At 69.1% G+C, this 16,071-nt stretch carries 12 protein-coding genes and 1 pseudogene; 10 read left to right on the forward strand and 3 right to left on the reverse strand.

Features of this window, described 5'->3' with window-relative positions; translation table 11 throughout:
• Position 1: 1 nt before the first annotated feature.
• From ACIHAR_RS02415 to ACIHAR_RS02445, 7 genes are read left to right on the forward strand one after another with little or no spacing between them, the layout of a single operon-like run.
• The gene (locus ACIHAR_RS02415; protein ID WP_400016075.1) at positions 2 to 1,219 is read left to right on the forward strand and encodes a CaiB/BaiF CoA transferase family protein; all 1,218 of its coding nucleotides are present in this window, start codon (positions 2 to 4) and stop codon (positions 1,217 to 1,219) included.
• Complete coding sequence (locus ACIHAR_RS02420) at positions 1,216 to 2,433, forward strand: CaiB/BaiF CoA transferase family protein (protein WP_400016076.1); 1,218 nt, start codon at positions 1,216 to 1,218, stop codon at positions 2,431 to 2,433. The genes ACIHAR_RS02415 and ACIHAR_RS02420 overlap by 4 nt, the downstream gene beginning before the upstream one ends.
• A gap of 1 nt (position 2,434) precedes the next feature.
• A complete protein-coding gene (locus ACIHAR_RS02425) occupies positions 2,435 to 3,238 on the forward strand; it encodes an enoyl-CoA hydratase/isomerase family protein (RefSeq protein WP_400016077.1) in 804 nt (267 codons plus the stop codon).
• Between the two features lie 24 nt (positions 3,239 to 3,262).
• The gene (locus ACIHAR_RS02430) at positions 3,263 to 3,697 is read left to right on the forward strand and encodes a Zn-ribbon domain-containing OB-fold protein (RefSeq protein WP_400016078.1); all 435 of its coding nucleotides are present in this window, start codon (positions 3,263 to 3,265) and stop codon (positions 3,695 to 3,697) included.
• Entirely contained in the window at positions 3,697 to 4,839 is a 1,143-nt protein-coding gene (locus ACIHAR_RS02435) for a thiolase family protein (protein ID WP_388761991.1), read from the forward strand. Before ACIHAR_RS02430 ends, ACIHAR_RS02435 begins: the two co-directional genes overlap by 1 nt.
• 13 nt (positions 4,840 to 4,852) lie before the next feature.
• Entirely contained in the window at positions 4,853 to 5,476 is a 624-nt protein-coding gene (locus ACIHAR_RS02440; RefSeq protein WP_400016079.1) for an SDR family oxidoreductase, read from the forward strand.
• Positions 5,477 to 5,510: 34 nt separating this feature from the next.
• Complete coding sequence (locus ACIHAR_RS02445; RefSeq protein WP_400016081.1) at positions 5,511 to 6,269, forward strand: SDR family NAD(P)-dependent oxidoreductase; 759 nt, start codon at positions 5,511 to 5,513, stop codon at positions 6,267 to 6,269.
• Between the two features lie 3,178 nt (positions 6,270 to 9,447).
• Here ACIHAR_RS02445 and ACIHAR_RS02450 read toward each other — a convergent pair.
• Positions 9,448 to 10,152: a LuxR C-terminal-related transcriptional regulator gene (locus ACIHAR_RS02450; protein WP_400016083.1), complete on the reverse strand. Its 705-nt coding sequence runs from the start codon at positions 10,150 to 10,152 to the stop codon at positions 9,448 to 9,450.
• A 316-nt stretch (positions 10,153 to 10,468) separates the two neighbouring features.
• Here ACIHAR_RS02450 and ACIHAR_RS02455 point away from each other — a divergent pair, with 316 nt between their 5' ends.
• The 3 genes from ACIHAR_RS02455 to ACIHAR_RS02465 all read left to right on the forward strand — a co-directional run bounded on the left by ACIHAR_RS02455 (position 10,469) and on the right by ACIHAR_RS02465 (position 14,154).
• The gene (locus tag ACIHAR_RS02455; protein WP_400016085.1) at positions 10,469 to 10,690 is read left to right on the forward strand and encodes a hypothetical protein; all 222 of its coding nucleotides are present in this window, start codon (positions 10,469 to 10,471) and stop codon (positions 10,688 to 10,690) included.
• 926 nt (positions 10,691 to 11,616) lie between these two features.
• Positions 11,617 to 12,246 (forward strand): hypothetical protein, encoded by a 630-nt coding sequence (locus tag ACIHAR_RS02460; protein ID WP_400016087.1) that lies wholly within the window; start codon positions 11,617 to 11,619, stop codon positions 12,244 to 12,246.
• Positions 12,247 to 13,458: 1,212 nt separating this feature from the next.
• Positions 13,459 to 14,154: a TetR/AcrR family transcriptional regulator gene (locus ACIHAR_RS02465; RefSeq protein WP_400016089.1), complete on the forward strand. Its 696-nt coding sequence runs from the start codon at positions 13,459 to 13,461 to the stop codon at positions 14,152 to 14,154.
• A 296-nt stretch (positions 14,155 to 14,450) separates the two neighbouring features.
• Here ACIHAR_RS02465 and ACIHAR_RS02470 read toward each other — a convergent pair whose 3' ends face one another.
• Together ACIHAR_RS02470 and ACIHAR_RS02475 are read right to left on the reverse strand one after the other, a co-directional pair.
• On the reverse strand, positions 14,451 to 15,056 hold the full coding sequence (locus ACIHAR_RS02470) for a winged helix-turn-helix transcriptional regulator (protein ID WP_400016091.1): 606 nt from the start codon (positions 15,054 to 15,056) through the stop codon (positions 14,451 to 14,453).
• A 30-nt stretch (positions 15,057 to 15,086) separates the two neighbouring features.
• Positions 15,087 to 15,870, reverse strand: a pseudogene (locus ACIHAR_RS02475) (sulfite exporter TauE/SafE family protein).
• Positions 15,871 to 16,071: the final 201 nt, after the last annotated feature.

Raw genomic sequence — 16,071 nt, forward strand, 5'->3', positions numbered from 1 at the left:
CGTGACGGCCACCGCATCCCCCACGCCGCTCGAGGGCATCCGAGTCATCGACCTCAGCACCAGCCTCGGCACCTACGCGGGTCGGCTGCTGGCCGACCTCGGAGCCGACGTCATCAAGGTCGAACCACCGGGTGGCGCACCCGAGCGCAGCATCCCTCCGCTCACCGAGGACGGGATCAGCCTCCCCTTCGCCTTCACGGAAGCGGGCAAGCGCAGCGTCGTCCTCGACGGGCCCGAGATCGGCCGGTCCACGGATCAGCTCGAAAGGCTTCTGGGAACAGCGCAGATCCTGCTCACCAGCGAAGGACCCGGCGTCCTGCGCCGACGTGGTCTTCACCCAGAGGACGTCACGCGCAGGCACCCCGGCCTCGTCCACGTGTCCGTCAGTCCCTTCGGTCTCACCGGACCCTGGGCCGACCGCCCGGCTTCCGACCTGACCCTGCTGGCGGCCGGCGGCCTGCTCGCCCTCGCCGGAGAAGCCGACCTGCCACCCGTGCGCGCCTTCGGCAACCAGACCTCGGTCATCTCAGGAGTGCACGCCGCCACGGCCGCCCTCATCGCCGTGCTGGTCCTGGAGGAGACGGGACAGGGCCAGATCGTCGACGTCTCGGCGCAGGAAGCGGTCGCCCACTCCCTGGAGAACGCCGTCCAGTACGTCGACCTCGAGCAGACGGTCCGTCACCGCGCCGGATCGGGGCCCGTGGAGGCGGGCACCGGCCTCTTCGCCTGCTCCGACGGGTGGATCTACCTGGTCGGAGGCCTCGGTGGCCTCCCGCTCGCCTGGGACTCGATCACCGACTGGCTGGAGAGCGCGGGTGTCGAGGAGGCCGCACAGCTCAACGAGCCCCGGTGGCGCGAGCGCGGTTGGCGCCGCAGCGAAGAAGCGGTACGGACCTTCCGCGACCTGTTCGAGCGCTTCGCCGCACACCGTACGAAGCGGGACCTGTACGAGGACGGGCAGAGCAGGGGCATCAGCATCGCCCCCGTCTCCACGCCCGAAGACCTCCTGAACAGCCCGCAACTCGTCGAACGGGGCTTCTTCCGGCCCGTCACCGTCAACGGCCGAACTCTTGCCTTCCCCGGCTCCCCCTACCGCTTCGACGGCGTGGACGTCGCACCCGGCAGCCCCCCGGCACAGCCGGGCGCCGACACCCGGGCGGTGCTGGACGCGTTGCCCGCGGCAGGTCCGACCGCAGAAACCCGAGGAGTAGCACGATGACCTCCCCGCTCCCGCTCGACGGGGTGCGCGTGGCCGACTTCACGTGGGTCGGCGCGGGGCCCTTCCTGACCAAGCCGCTGGCGGACCACGGTGCCGACGTCATCAAGATCGAGTCGCGGCGGCGCATGGACCCCATCCGCAGCATGGCCCCGTTCCGCGACGGCCGGCCCGGCCCGAACCGCAGCGGATATTTCGCCAACCGCAACTCCAGCAAGCGTTCGATCTGCCTGGACCTGAAGACCCCGCGAGGCAAGCAACTGGCGCTCGACCTGATCGCCAGGAGCGACATCGTGGCCAGCAACTTCACACCGGGCACCATGGACCGGCTGGGGCTGGGCTACCAGGACGTCGTAGCCGTCCGGCCGGACATCATCTATCTCGAGATGCCCATGCAGGGCAATGTCGGACCGCACCGCGGCTTCCGCGGATACGGCCTGACCATCGCGGCGGCCGGCGGCCTGCTGGGCCTCACCGGCTACCCCGACCGACCGCCGGTGGGAACGGGAACCAACTACCCTGACCACGTTCCCAACCCCCTGCACGCGGCGGTCGCCGTCCTCGCCGCTCTGCGCCGCCGCCGCCGGACCGGCCGGGGCCAGTACATCGAACTGGCACAGCTGGAGTCCACGAGCAACGTCATAGGTCCCGCGCTGCTGGCCGCGGCAGTGGGCCTGCGCATCGACCGCGCGGCCAACGAGGACACCGCTGCCGCGCCCCACGGCGTCTACCCGTGTGCGGGTGAGGACCGCTGGTGTGCTCTCGCCGTGTCTACCGACGAGCATTGGCAGGCCCTGATCAACGTCCTGGGCAAGCCGGAATGGGCGGCGCAGGACGCCTACGCCACCGCGGGCGGCCGCTGGACGGCCCGACGAGAGCTCGACGCCCTCGTCGCCGCCGCCACCGCCACGCGCGAGGCCGACGACCTGGCCGACGCCCTCACCGCCGCAGGCGTTCCGGCGGCCGTCGTGAGCAACGCGGCGCAGGTCCGCGCCGACCCCCAGCTCAACGCCCGGGACCACTGGAAGACCCTCGACCACCCGGAGATGGGTCCCAGCGTTTACGACAACATCCCCTACCGGCTGTCCGCCACCCCCGGCCGCCTGCGTGGCCCGGCCCCCCTGCTGGGCGCCGACACCCGCGACGTCTGCCTTGACCTCCTCGGACTGACGCCGGACCAATACGAGCACCTCGCAGCAGAAGGAGTCGTGGGCTGACATGGCCATCGAGACAGAACGCGCCGGAAAGACACTGATCGTCCGCCTGAACCGTCCGAAGGCGCTCAACGCGCTGGACGTCGAGGCGATGCGCGACCTCAACCAGGTCCTGCGCGACTTCCGGGACGACCCGACGCTCGCCGTCGGCATCATCACCGGTACCGGCGACCGCGCCTTCTGCACCGGCGCGGACCTGAAGAAGACGCTTCCGCCGCAGTCCTCGTTCGCCCAGGCGTACTTCGCGCCGTACGAGCAGAGCCTCCAAGAGGGACTGTACGTACGGGCCATCACACTCAGCGAACTCAGCATCGGCAAGCCGCTCATCGCCGCCGTCAACGGTCACGCCCTGGGGGGTGGATGCGAGATCGCGCTCGACTGCGACCTGCGGATCGCCAGTGAGAACGCCACCTTCGGCCTGCCGGAGGCCCGCTGGGCCAGCGTCCCGGCGGTGGGCGGCGTCTCCAAGCTGCTGAGGGCGGTCCCGCGGGCCGTCGCCATGAAGATGATCCTCACGGGCGACCGCATCAACGCCGCGGAGGCCCACCGCGTCGGTTTGGTCAGCGACATCGTTCCGGCCGAGGAGCTCGTGTCCACGGCGATGAAGCTGGCCGACCGGATCATCGCCAACGGCCCTTTGGCGATCAAGAGCCTCAAGGCCCTCGCCGACCGGACGCAGGACATGCCCCTGACCCAGTCCGTAGCCCTCGAACAGCTGCTGTGGGGTGTCCTGCGGGACACCGACGACCGGGTGGAAGGGCGGACCGCCTTCACGGAGGGGCGCTCCCCCGAGTACCACGGCCGATGACCAGCCCACGGAAGGACACCAACCATGCCATCCCCCAAGACACCGCCGGTGGCCCGCCAGGTCGGCGCCGACTGGACCCACCGAGACGGTGAGGGCACCACCCTCACCATCAGCGTCTGCCGTGCCTGTTCCGGCCGCTGGTTCCCGCCCCGCGACACCTGCTCGACCTGTGCTTCCACCGACGTCGAGGACATCGCCAGCGACTCGCGCGGCCGTGTCTACGCCTCCAGCGTCGTCCGCATCGCCCCGCGAGGCTTCCAGGCCCCGTACGTGCTGACGTATGTCGACATCAGCGGTGTACGCCTCCTCGCCCACAGCCCCGGCTCCGACCGTGCGCTGGTACCCGGCTCCCCGGTGGAGCTCACGGTCGCCCCGATCGCGGACACCGGTGACGGCCCCGTCATGTCCTACGTCGTGACCCCGCTCGACGATCAGCACGCACCCACCGGAGAACAGTGATGAAGCCCGTCTATGTCGCCGGCGCTGCCGTCCACCCTTTCGGCAAGCACCCGGACCTCAACGCGGCCGAACTCGGCTACCGCGCCGTACGTGCGCTGCTCGACTCGACGGAGATCACCCCGGACGGCGTGGACACCGGTTTCGCCGGTTCCTCGTACGGCGGTTCCCTGCTTGCCCAGCGGGTGCTCCAGCGCGTCGGTGTGTCGGGGCCGCCCGTCTTCACCGTGGAGAACGCCTGCGCGAGCGGCGCTTCCGCCGTGCACCTGGCCTGGCAGGCCGTGGCCTCCGGTGCCGCCGATGCCGTGATCGCTCTGGGCGCCGAGAACCTCTCGTCGTTCGGTGGCGGGACCCTCCCCCTGACGACCAACGACATCGAGATCGAGCAGGGCATGGTCATGCCCGCCGCCTACGCCATGCGCGCCCAGCGCTACCTGCACGACTTCGGCGCAACGGTGGACGACCTGACCGCGGTCTCCGTCAAGAACCGGGCCAACGGTTCCCTCAACGAGCGGGCGCACTTCCAGCGTGAGGTCACCGCGCAGGACGTCGCCGAGTCCCGGCCCGTCGCCGATCCGCTGCGCCTGCTGCACTGCTGCCCCAACAGCGACGGTGCCGCGGCCGTGCTGCTGTGCACCCGGGAGGTCGCCGAGCAGCTGGGCACGCCGAGCGTGCGGATGCGCGCCAGCGTGGTGCGCTCGGGCACGTTCCATACCCAGTACCGCGACATGACGTGGCCGGACATCACGGAGCGCACCGCGAAGGCGGCCTACGCGATGGCGGGACTGGGCCCGGCCGACCTCGATCTGGTCGAGCTGCACGATGCCTTCAGCATCGCCGAGCTCCTCCACTCCGAGGCCCTGGGTCTCGTCGAGCGCGGCAAGGCATACCAGGCCGTGCGCAACGGCGAGTTCGATCGGCACGGGCGGGTGGCGGTGAGCCCCAGCGGTGGCCTGATGTCGCGCGGTCACCCCGTGGGCGCCACCGGGGCCACGCAGATCTGCGAAGCGTACTGGCAGCTCACGGGCCAAGCAGGTGCGTTGCAGGTTCCGGACGCCTCCGTTGCCCTCACGCACGTGACGGGCGGCGGCATCTTCGGCGTCGACAACGGTGCCTGCTCCGTGCACATCCTCACCGCCGACTGAAAGGCACAGTCCGATGTCCGACCGAACCCCTGTACGCCGTGCCCTCGTCCTGGACCCGGCCGCCACCGCCACCGCAGACGCCATCACGGCACGTCTCAAGTCGAACGGCTACGAGGTGTCCTCGCACGCCGTCTTCGCGGATCCCACCGAACCCGTCGACGCGTTCGTCTACGAGCCCGGCCTTCTGGAGGGCACCCCCACGCGCAATGCGGCCGAGCGCTTGCTCACCGTCGTCTCGCGGCTGGCTCCGTTCCTGCGCACTCCCGAGGAGGGCGGGTCCCGGATCGTCGTCGTCGCCAGCCGGGACGGCCTGGGCTGGCCGAGCCGCCCAGAGCTGGCCGCCCAGAGCGGGGCGCTCGTCTCCGCGGCCCGCAGCCTCGCCCTGCACCTGGGCCGCACGGGCACGACGGTGAACGTCGTCTCCGCGCTGCCCCCCGAGGGCAGCCCTCTGCGCGAGGCCGGCCGCCCCGAGAACACGCACCTGTACGAGCCTCAGGCGCTGACCCCGCATCCGGTCACCGTCCAGGACATCGCGGACACCGCCGCCTTCTTTCTCGACCCGCGCAGTGGCTACATCACGGGCCAGGTCCTGCACTGCTGCGGCGGCGCGAGTCTTCTGTCGAGCCTCTCCGTCTAGGGAACCGACCGCTATCAATACCGAAGGAGACAAGATGGATCTCGACGGACAGGTCGCCGTGGTCACCGGCGGAGCCAGCGGCATCGGCCTCGCCATCGCCCGCGACTTCGCCGCCGCGGGCGCGAAGGTGGCGATAGCCGACATCGACGAGCAGCGAGCGCAGGCCGCCGCCCGGCAGATCACCGACACCGGTGCCGAAGCCGTGGGTCTGCCCGTGGACGTGAGTTCCCGTGAAGGGGTTGCCGAGCTCTTCGCCGCGGTCGACCACCGACTCGGCCCGGTGGACATCGTCGTCAACAACGCGGGCATCAGCATCGACCGCGGCGTCCGCCGCATCACGGACGAGGAGTGGAACAAGACACAGGCCATCAACCAGAACGGTGTGTTCCTGTGCAGCCAGGCGGCGGCCGCGTCGATGATCCCGCGGCGCACCGGCCGCATCATCAACATCGCCTCCCGGGCCTGGCTCGGCTGGTTCGGGCAGCTCGCCTACGCCACCTCCAAGGGCGGCGTGGTGTCGGCCACCAGGTCCCTCGCGATCGAGCTGGCGAAATACGGAATCACCGTGAACTGCCTGGCACCGGGGCTCATCGACACCCCGCTGCTGCGCCGGGAGCCGCAGGAGGTCATGGGCCGGCTCCTGATGGCGCAGCCCATGGGGACGATCGGCGCGCCGACGGACGTCGCCTGGGCCGCCCGCTACTTCGCCTCTCCCGCCAGTCGCTCCGTCACCGGACAGGTGCTGTATGTCTGTGGTGGCAAGAGCCTTTACGCCCAACCGGCTCGAGGCTGACTCTGTTGACGCGCCGAGGGCAGCTCGCTCGGTGCAGGGCTGATCCTGCACCGAGCTCTTGCCTCGCCCCGGCGACGTGGATCAGGACTTCGGATCCGGTGACTCCGCCGATGCCGCTGGTGGCGCCCGTGAGCACCACTGTCTGGCCGTCATGGTAGGCATCCAGGACACCGATCAGCGGAAAGCGCCGGGGCATGTGGCATGCCGCGGTTTCCCCGCGCCGACGGGCCGGACGCCGCGGCGGACGTCACTGACCAGCGTGGTCGAAGAACTCGCGCGCCGGGTCGACCACGTCTCCTGACAGAGTCGACGTGCTGGTCAACAACGCGGGACGGCCAGGGCCCCGAGCCGCCGGGCCAGGAGGGACGGCAACGAGCTCACCCTGCAGACCAACTACCTCACGCCGGTGCTCCTCACGACCGCCTCACACCGCTGCTGCTCGCCGCAGACGGTGCGTCGTTCATGGTTCCTCCGCCACACACCTGCCGGCCTCGCTGGATCCCGATGACCTGGACATGGAGCACACGGGCAGGCCACAGCTCCACCAGCGCATACTCACGTTCCCAGCTGGGGGTCGCGGCTCATGCTCGATGGCTCGTCGACCAAGCGCGCCGGCCTCACACCGACGCCGTATCGTGCGGTGCGGTGAACGTCCGTCATCATCATGTCCTGAAGGGGCGGACGGACGACGTCGACGCGCACCGGGCCCGGAGCCCGGGCCCCCTCCCGCGGGAGCTGCCGCCCCGGCATTTCCCGCGGGTCGGGGCTGCTCGGGAGCCGCGCGGCGGCTCGGTGACGCGCCGGCACGGTGATTGGAACGCCTTCTTGTCGGCAGGAGGAGATCTGGGTGGCACGGGCGTCGATCGCCATGCAGCAGGACGTGTATGTCGTGAATGGCATGTTCGGCCTGGTTGATGAAGCGTGTGTGGGCGAGGACTGCCGAACCGTTTGCCGGGAAGCGATTGGGTTCACGCCGATCCCGGCTCGGTGTTCCTGGAGACGGCTGACAGCTTGGTCGTTCGAGCTAGGTTGCGGGTGGAGGTGTGGGACGCGTCCGCTGAGACCGACGCAGCTTACTGGCCCGATCAGGTGTGCCTGGCGCTGGATCTGCCCACGGCGCGCTTCTTGGTGGATCAAAGCGACGCGGGCTGGGAGGAGGGACCCCATCTCCCATCGCCTGGGCGTTGGCGGCTGCGCATCAGCCGACGTGAAAAGCCCGAAGAACTCCCGTGGGAGGCAGCGGCAAGCAATCTTCTGGGGGCCTGCTTCTTCCTGCAGTTCTGGCCTGAGGGCACGGCGACTGACAATTGGCCGATCCCTTTGAGCCGGTGAGTCACATCCCGGGACGGTGCCCTCGCCGGCCGACACCGGACCAGCGATCACCGGCAGGCACCGTCGCCGGGGGCACCGTGCTGGCCTACGGAACGCTGCTGGCCATGACGGGCGGCGATGTGCCGCGCCGGCCCTACACGGCCGCCTCCCACCTCACGTACACGGTCACCCGGAGCGCGGATTGGGTGGCTCTGAGACAGGATGCGACACGCGTACTGGCCGAGATCCACACCGCCGCACGCTGGCCCTTGACGGCGGTGAGTCTGCTCTGGCTGAGCCGCCGGGACCAGGACGTGTACATACGCAGCGCCCTCGCGCTGTTCCCCTGTCCAGCGACTGCCCTCGATTGCCTGCACTCGACAGGCTTCATCGGGGTGCTCGCGCTCGCTGCCCTGATCGTCGCGGCCATGACCGGCATGAGACTGCGCAAGCGGCGTCGCGGCGTCGGACGACCCGGACAGTCCACCGTGAGTGTCCCGCGGTCCGGAGAGTGCCGCTCAACAGGAACCGGCGCGCGGTTGGAGAATGACAGACCGCGGTACCGGAGAGGTGCACCCGCTGAACAGGTCGGTCACTCGATCACTCGCCGAGTGGGTGGGCCGCCACATGCGCATGCCGCCGCTCACGCACGACGTTCCGGATGGTGTAGACGCTGCCCACCCGAGACTCCCGGTGACGAACGAGGGCTTGCCTGCGGTCGAGGGACGAATCACCGAGCGGGCGCCAGTTGCGTCAGTGCCGCAACGGCCATTGCCGTCGTTGCAGCGGGTAGTGCAGTGGGAACGTGCGGAGCGAAGCCCGGCGCGTGGTTGGCGGGAGCAGAAGCGAGTCGCTCCGCTGCAGTGGACCCCGGCATCTCCGCCCACTGACGCGGACCCACGACCCCGAACATCCAGTAGCAGAGCGGAACTTCCCCGCAGCCATGAATGGTATGGCCGGCATCTCCGTAAAGAGCGAAGTCCTCCGTTGCCAGGGAGCCCGGCCAAGCCACCACCCGCTTCGCACCGAACGCTTCGAGGTGAGCCGTTCGTACGTCGGCTGTCGTCTCCAGGCTCCCCACAGCGGCCGATGAGCGGGACGTCACGGCGATGTCGGCGGCACGCGAGCTTCCCGAGGCGGTTGTCTCGGCCTGCACCACACGTTCGACCGCCGCCACCACGTCATCGAGTGCTCGACGCGTTTCCCGAGCCCGGTCCTGACCCGCCTGCGCCGCCTCAAGGCCGCATGCCGACGAGGTCTTTCGATCGCAACGTGCCCATTCCACCGGCTCCGTGACGGGCAGTCGTGGCTGACGGGTGGCACTTCATAGATTAGTCGTCCGGGCGGATGAAGGGCCTGGGCCCAGGATCTGCTTCCGCTCCGAGGCCGGCAGCCGGGCCGGCTCGAGAATGCCGTGTCGCAGGCGGTCACGGCGGAAAGAAGCGCGGGCCCGACTGTACGGGGGGCCAGGCGGGCCCGCTCATGAACCACCGTAGTGGCAGGAGGCCGAATCACACCGACGCCGGCCAAGAGTAGGGACGATCGGGAAGACAACACTTCCCGAATGGCCAGAACACTCAGGCAGCCGGTACTCCGAGAGGTAGCGCCTGCCGTGGAGTACGGGAAGAACGGATCAGAGGGTCGTCGACCGGCTATCAGCAATCGCAGGGGCTCGTCGTTCGTGGCCAGTCTCTGCTCATCGGTCCGTTCGTGGACGGACCGTGGTCGGCACGATCGTCCTCAAAAGGGCACCGGAGTGGCGGAGTCCTGCGACTGTGACACTGCCCTCATCGTGCGCGGGAGAGCTCGGGTGGCATCCGCGAGGACCGAGCTCACTGGAGTGAGCGGGGAGGCCTTCGGCGTTCCGTCAGAGGATGCCGAGCCGAGCGCCGTAGCCCACTGCATGGGCACGGTTGCGCAGGCCGAGCCGGACGTTCAGGGAATGTAGTGTGTTCTTGATGGTGCGCTCGGAGTAGCCGAGCTTGTCGGCGATCTCCTCGGTCGTCCATCCCTCGGCCAGAAGCCTGACGATACTGATCTCACGCTCGGTGAAACCGACTGGCGAGGCCTCGTCCGCCTGCAGGACCCGCAGATCCTCGATCAGGCTGCGCACGAGTGCCGCCGGAAGCAGTGCATGGCCCGCCCAACCGTCGAGTACCGCGGCCAGTATCTGTGGCATTCCCGTCTGCCGACGGGGCAGAAAGCCCACCAGCCGATGGCCGACCATGTCCGTCAGTTGACGCTCGGTGATGCTGTTGGCGACCAGGACGATGCGCATCTCGCGATTGGCCGACTTTTGCGCTTCCCTCCGGATCCCGGCGAGCGTGGCGGACGTGACGTCGGTGTCGAGGATGACCACCATGTCCGCCTGCGCGCTGTGATCGCAGTCAAGGACCTCGACCTGAGGGCGAGAGCGGAGATAGGCGACCACTCCCTGTTGTGTGATGGGGTCGCTGGCCATGATGGCGACGGTCGGCGATCGCGTGATGCGCCGGTCGTTGAACGGTGGGCTGTCGCTGCCCTCTACGCGCGATGCGCGCATGGTGGTGCGGGGCAGAACGTGCGGTTCCATGTGAAGTCTTCGCCAGTCTCAAGAGCTTGGGCTACGGGCGGCTGGTGGAGGCGAAAGGGCGCCTTGATCGCCACCGACAGTCTGCCTTGCTGGCACATGCCTCGTCCACCACGTCTACGACTCGTGGGCTTGCGTGGCCGCGCCGAGCCGGCAGAACGAATCACACTGAAGCGGTGTCACCGACGCGTGATCGAGTGATGCGGCCGCACCTGAGGGCTGCGATGGCGCGTGCATGAGTACAGGACGTACATCCCGACACCAGCACCGGCGACGACGCAGTTCGAGGCCGTGGAAGCGCAACGGCGCCACCGAGGTGGTGCGCGCCAGTCACGCCTCGACCTTCCAGGGCATCAAGGTCACGAAGAACCAGTTGCGCTACGAGGCCGTCGTGGCCGCGAAGTGGGACGACCAGTCCACCACCGACAAGGAGGTCGACGAGGTGCTCGACGCCTTCACCATCACCAAGTACGACGACGGAACCAAGTACGTCACGGAGGACGGGGTCGCCGTGCCCCCGCGGCCGGGATCTGCGCGCTGAGCCGCGCTCGAGCCGAGATGGGCGGCACGTACGACCTGCCGGTCCGGCTCGGTGGCCGACCGGGGCACGGCCCGCTTGGACATGCGGTTCTCATCTGATGATGAGCTAGGGGGCCTGCCGGACGCGCCTGCGGCGTCCGGCAGGCCCGCACTGAGCGGAGCACTTCGAGTACTCCGGATGCGTATCGGGCACCCGTCGCGCCCTGCTCCGCAACTCCGCCCGTTCCGGCTGAACCGTCCTGAGCGGGCTCATCTTCGGCGGGAACGTCGGCCGTGGAGGCCGAGCCTGTCCTCGCGACGGCCGGCCCTGGCATGGCTCGCGGACTGTGCTCACATCCCAACGGCGGGGAATCGCCGAGTGTGCTACGTGCAATGACGAGGCAGCGGATTGAGGCGCTGTTGTCATGGGAGCCGCTGTGCATGACGCGCCTTCCGGGAGCCCGGTGGTGCGGTCCCCGACCTCGCGCGGAGACGGACCGCGGGAGAGGTCGTCTCGTGTCGCTCGCGTTCGTTACCCGCGGGGCAGATGCAGGCCCCGGACCAGCACCGCCTCAACTGGACGACACCTCGCCTGATCCGGAGGTTCATCGCACGTGGGGAACGGCGTTGTCCGCCCTCGCGGCGGGCCCGCGCTGTTGTGGGTAACGGTGCGCCGTCGATGTCGGGGAGAGACGAGGGATGGATGCGTGCAGCGTGTCTGGTGTGTCGGCTATCTGCCTCAAGCCTCGTCTACCAGGTTGATGTGGTCGCGGCCGATCCACGGCGGGTGCGTCCGCTGTCACAAGAACACACTTGCCACGGTGCAGCTCGGAGCGCCGTATGCTCAAGGAGGGGGAGAGACCTGTGGGCTTGCCCTGCACCCGTCTGGCTTGTGTTCGCAGCACTCCCCACATGTCTCATTCGGTTCTCTCAGGAGCAGGAGCGCACATGTCAGCGCCAACCCCGGCGGCAAACAGCATCGAAGCGGCGACGGCGTTGCTGCAATCGGAGCTGACTCGGCTGGAAGAACAGCAGGAAGACCTGTGCGCGCAGCAACAATCCGTTCAGGCACAGCTGGCAGTTGTCTCTGGGCACATTGAATCTATCCGCGGAGCGCTGGCCGCACTGCATGCTGTTACTTCGCCTGCAATCCGCCCCGCGGCCTCCGCTGACGCGGCGACGCGGGTGACCACGAGGGTATCCGCATCACCCGAACCCACGTCGGCCACATCCGCGAGGTCGACAGGGCGTACGGCCGGTGCGGCAGCCGGGCGTGAGCCGGCCGTCATCATCGACGACGCGCCTGCTGTGGGCGAGGAGGCGAGCGGTCAAGGCACATCGGGTCTCGCTGCGCCTGAGCTACGAGGCCGCCGCTTCACGGAACAAGTGATTGCCGTGCTTGCCCGCAACCCCGACGCCGTACTCCGGGCCAGGGACGTTGCCGAGGCTCTCGGCCGCGATGAGACGGCCGGCAGCATCAACGCGGTCCGCAGCACCCTCGATCGTCTTGTTGCCACCTCCCGGGCGCATCGAGTCGGCCGAGGCCGCTACCAGGCTGCAACCGTCCGGAACGGATGACGGAGACTTCCGCAGACTCGGAAGCAGTGCACGGTGATTCTCCGCCGCCAGGGCAAGGCCCAAGGGTGCGGCCGTGCACACGGTATGGGTTCGTCAAGGTACGGCGGCAGGATGGGGGAGACCTTCTACATCCTGCCTCCACCAAGCTAGCCGAGTTCGGACATGCTGTCCAACGGTATGTCTCGGACTGTCTCGCCTCCCTTGAACGACACTTGCCTTACATCGTTGGCTGCAAGTGAGCGTCACGTGATCCAGCACCACCGTGGTGGCTGCGAGCCTCACGCGCCAGCAGGAGGAAGGACACGTCCGCCGCCATCTGTCGCAGACGCTGCAGTTGCCTGACGCCGATACAGGGCCGCGGTTTCTGAAGAGACTGCGCCTCCGCGAGATGTCCGCGCTGGGCCCGGACAAGCCGCGGAAGCGTGAACGGCGACTGTCGTAGCCCGGCGCGGGGGGTGAGGGTGGCACGAGGCCAACAGGTGCATGTCGCTGAACCGACAGCATTGTTTCCTCCGGCCCCCATGTCAGGTGTGGCCGCCGTCCGGTTCCGCACCGCGGGTCACGGTCTACCCAATCTCACCGCCCCACCTGCGCGTTGGCAGCTCCTCGCAAACCAGCGCCGCGCCCGCACTGAGTGGCGGCGTACTGCGAGTGGTATGGCCGACCCAGCGCGTCGCCGTGCGAGCGTCATCGCTGGTGGGCACGGCAGAGGCGAGTGTTACTGGCTTCATCCACAGGGCAGGCAGTGTGCCAGGTGAGGATCTGGCCGCGGTGTTGGTTGCCCTTCTCGACGCCCCAAGGGCAGCCGGACGCACCGTCGAGTTGGCCAGACGGTGAGGAACGTCTTGGCGACGTGTTTCGTATCGGCCGACGGGCCGGGGCCGCGCTGGAGCCCGCGCTCGAGGAACCGGGCAGGTGGGCCGAGCAGCACCTGCCGGGAAGCCAACCGCACGCGAGAACCCTCGCTGATCTTCTCTTCCCAGGCGGCCGAGACAGCGGGATCGCATCCGCACGCTCGGCCAGGCGTCGCGGGCGGTGGCCGGGCCGCTCCCGGGGGCATCGGCGTCAACGGAGCCAGGAGCGACTGTCGTCGCGGCAGGGGGATTCGGAGCCTCGGTCGGAATGGTTGGCCGCGGTGCCGTGCATCCGCGAGACGTGCTTGCTCTCCCCAACTATCTCGAGGCCATCCTCGAGTTCTGTTACAGTCGTCACATGCAGGCAGCGAAGCCGATCAAGAAAACACGCCCTCTACGGCGTGACGCCCAGCGCAATCGTGAGGCTATCGTCGCGGCCGCTGCGGACGCATTCGCCCGAGAAGGGGTGAACACACCGCTCGAACGCGTCGCCAAGGCGGCCGGTGTGGCAATCGGCACGGTCTACGGCCACTTCCCCACTCGCCTCGAGCTGATCGAGAGCGTCCTCGCGAAGAAGATCGAAACGTGGCACGACGCTGCACGGCAAGCAGTCGCAGCGGATGACCCTTGGACGGGCTTCGCCGAGTATCTCGAAGTGATCTGTCGGCTCCAGGCTGATGATCGTGCCCTGTGCGACATCGCCTCCACGGATGCCCCCTTGGCGGAATGCATCGAGTCCCGCTTGTCGGAGATCCGGGAACTGGGACAGGTCATCGTCCGGCGCGCACAGTCGCAAGGCGCCCTCCGAGCCGACGTGTCGCCGGATGACATGGCGTTCGTCATCTGGGCCCACGGTGGCGTCGTCGCGGCCACTCGGGGCACGGCACCGGAAGCCTGGCGTCGCCATCTCGCCCTGATGCTGGACGGGTTCCGTGCGGAAAAGGCCAATCCGCTGCCCATGCCTCCACTCGACGTCGCTGGGCGTGGCAAACCGAACGACCTCGAAGACCAGGCGAGCGATCACGCCTTGTGCAAGGTCTTTGGCACGAGGTGATCCGAGAAGGGCGGCATGACGTCCGTCAGCTTCCGCCTGATCGCTGATGCAGCCTCAGCATCCGCTGCCGAAGTCTCGTTGAGCAGACCATGCCTCGGCTCACCTGGGCTCCGACCTGTCGTGGAGTACGCGTCTCTGCGCATCCGGTCGGCGATGAGGCCTCCGGTCAGGTGAGGAGCCGGGCTCCCACTGGCCCTCAGTGCTGTGCAGGCCGGTCCGCGCTCGGCCGGGGAGCGAGCGCCTGAAGGATGCGCTGAGGGTGCCCCGACAGCACCGACCCGGCCAGGCCGCTACCATCACTCCGCACCCTGCAACTTCGCCCTTGACCGTCTTCCCGGGCGCAGACCGCTCGTTCGCGTCCGTGGATTTGCGCCGACCCTCGCTTCCATGGTGACGCCGTGGTCCGGAGCCGCACCGTGTCGACCCACCTGCGGACGATACGCCCCTTCCTGCCACTGACCTCCTGCGCCGCGCCAAATAGCACGGCCTGAGGCCCGCCGGCCCCAACCGGGCTGGAGCAGGCAAGCAGCCGTCAAGCGGCCGGAAGCCATTCCCGTGCCCCGGGAGCCGGAACGTCTCATGCTCCACCGTGCAAGCGGCATCAGCGCCTCCACCAGTGCTTGGCCGTCCGGTGCCAGTCGATAGTGGATTCGTACGGGCGTCGTCGGGATGGCGATACGCTCGATGAGGCCCGCGGCCTCGAGCTCCTTGACGACGCCACGCCGCGTAGGCGGTGTGCGCGGTGCCTGGAAGCACGTCACCACGACGAACACGGCGTAGTCCGTGAGCTTCGGCCCTGCTAGGAGAGGATGCCACCACTGGGCGGTCGCGAGTGATTGCGCGCAGTGGTGCTGGGACCAGGACAGTCGCGCACTCGGTGCCCGGCGATCGGCGCCTGCCACTGTGGTGCGTGTCGGTGCCAGAATCGGACCTCACATCAGGGTCCGGACGGCATACAGGGCGCCGAGAGCTGTGGCGGGTACGCCGAGCAGCAGACGCAGGGCCCGTTGCGCACGCGTGGGTGGAGGCGGGCGCCGAGATGTCCGCCGGCCAGCCAGCCCAGCCCACAAGCGATCCCGAGCCACCAGTCAGGTGCGACGTCGCCGGAGCCGACCAGCGACAGCACCGCGTACGCCGCGGTGCCGACGACGGAGGTGGCGAACGTCGCGGCGAGCGCGGCCGACGCCACCCGGGCCATGGGCAGGCCGCGCGCGGCGAGGATCGGGCCGAGCAGCGAGCGTGCCGCCGATGCCGTAGATCCCACCGGCCACTACCACCGACACCGCGCGGGTGGTGAGCGCGATCGCGGACGGTTCGGCGGCCGCGACCGATCGGTGGCGGACCGAGGCCGGGGTGCGGGCGCAGAGCCACAGCCCGAGCGGCAGGAGGAGGGCGGCGATCAGCAGCTGCAAGACGCCCGTCCCGGGGAGGGCGTATACGGGGATCGCGGCGCCGACGACCACACCCGGCAGGGCGCCGACGACCAGGCGCCGGGCCAGGTCGCCGCGCTGAGCGCCGTCGCGGCGGTACCGCCCAAGGGCGCCCGGCCCGGGCACCTCATTGAAGAGCAGGTTCGTCGGCGTGATCGCCGGCTCGGCACACCGAAGACGCTCAGGTGGACCGGAAGTAGGAACACCGCCCGGACACGCCGACCGGTGCGGTCACCACCGCGACCAGCAGTCCGGCGCCGCGGCCCGCCCCCACCGTCCAGTCCACGCCGCTCACCGCCTCATGGCTGGCGCCCCGACAGTATCCGCGTGCCGGACGCCAGCGGGGTGCCCCGGCACCATGATGTTCACGAGCGCCGACAGCCGCTCGACTCGTGGAGCCGAAGCGAAGACGCGCCCGCGTGCTCGGCCTCGGCGCATGCCCCTGCGGCCCGGGTCGTGTGGCCCGGGTCGTGTGGCCTGGTGGCCC

Origin of the sequence: Streptomyces sp. NPDC052016, from assembly GCF_044548445.1 — a bacterium.
Classification (GTDB): domain Bacteria; phylum Actinomycetota; class Actinomycetes; order Streptomycetales; family Streptomycetaceae; genus Streptomyces.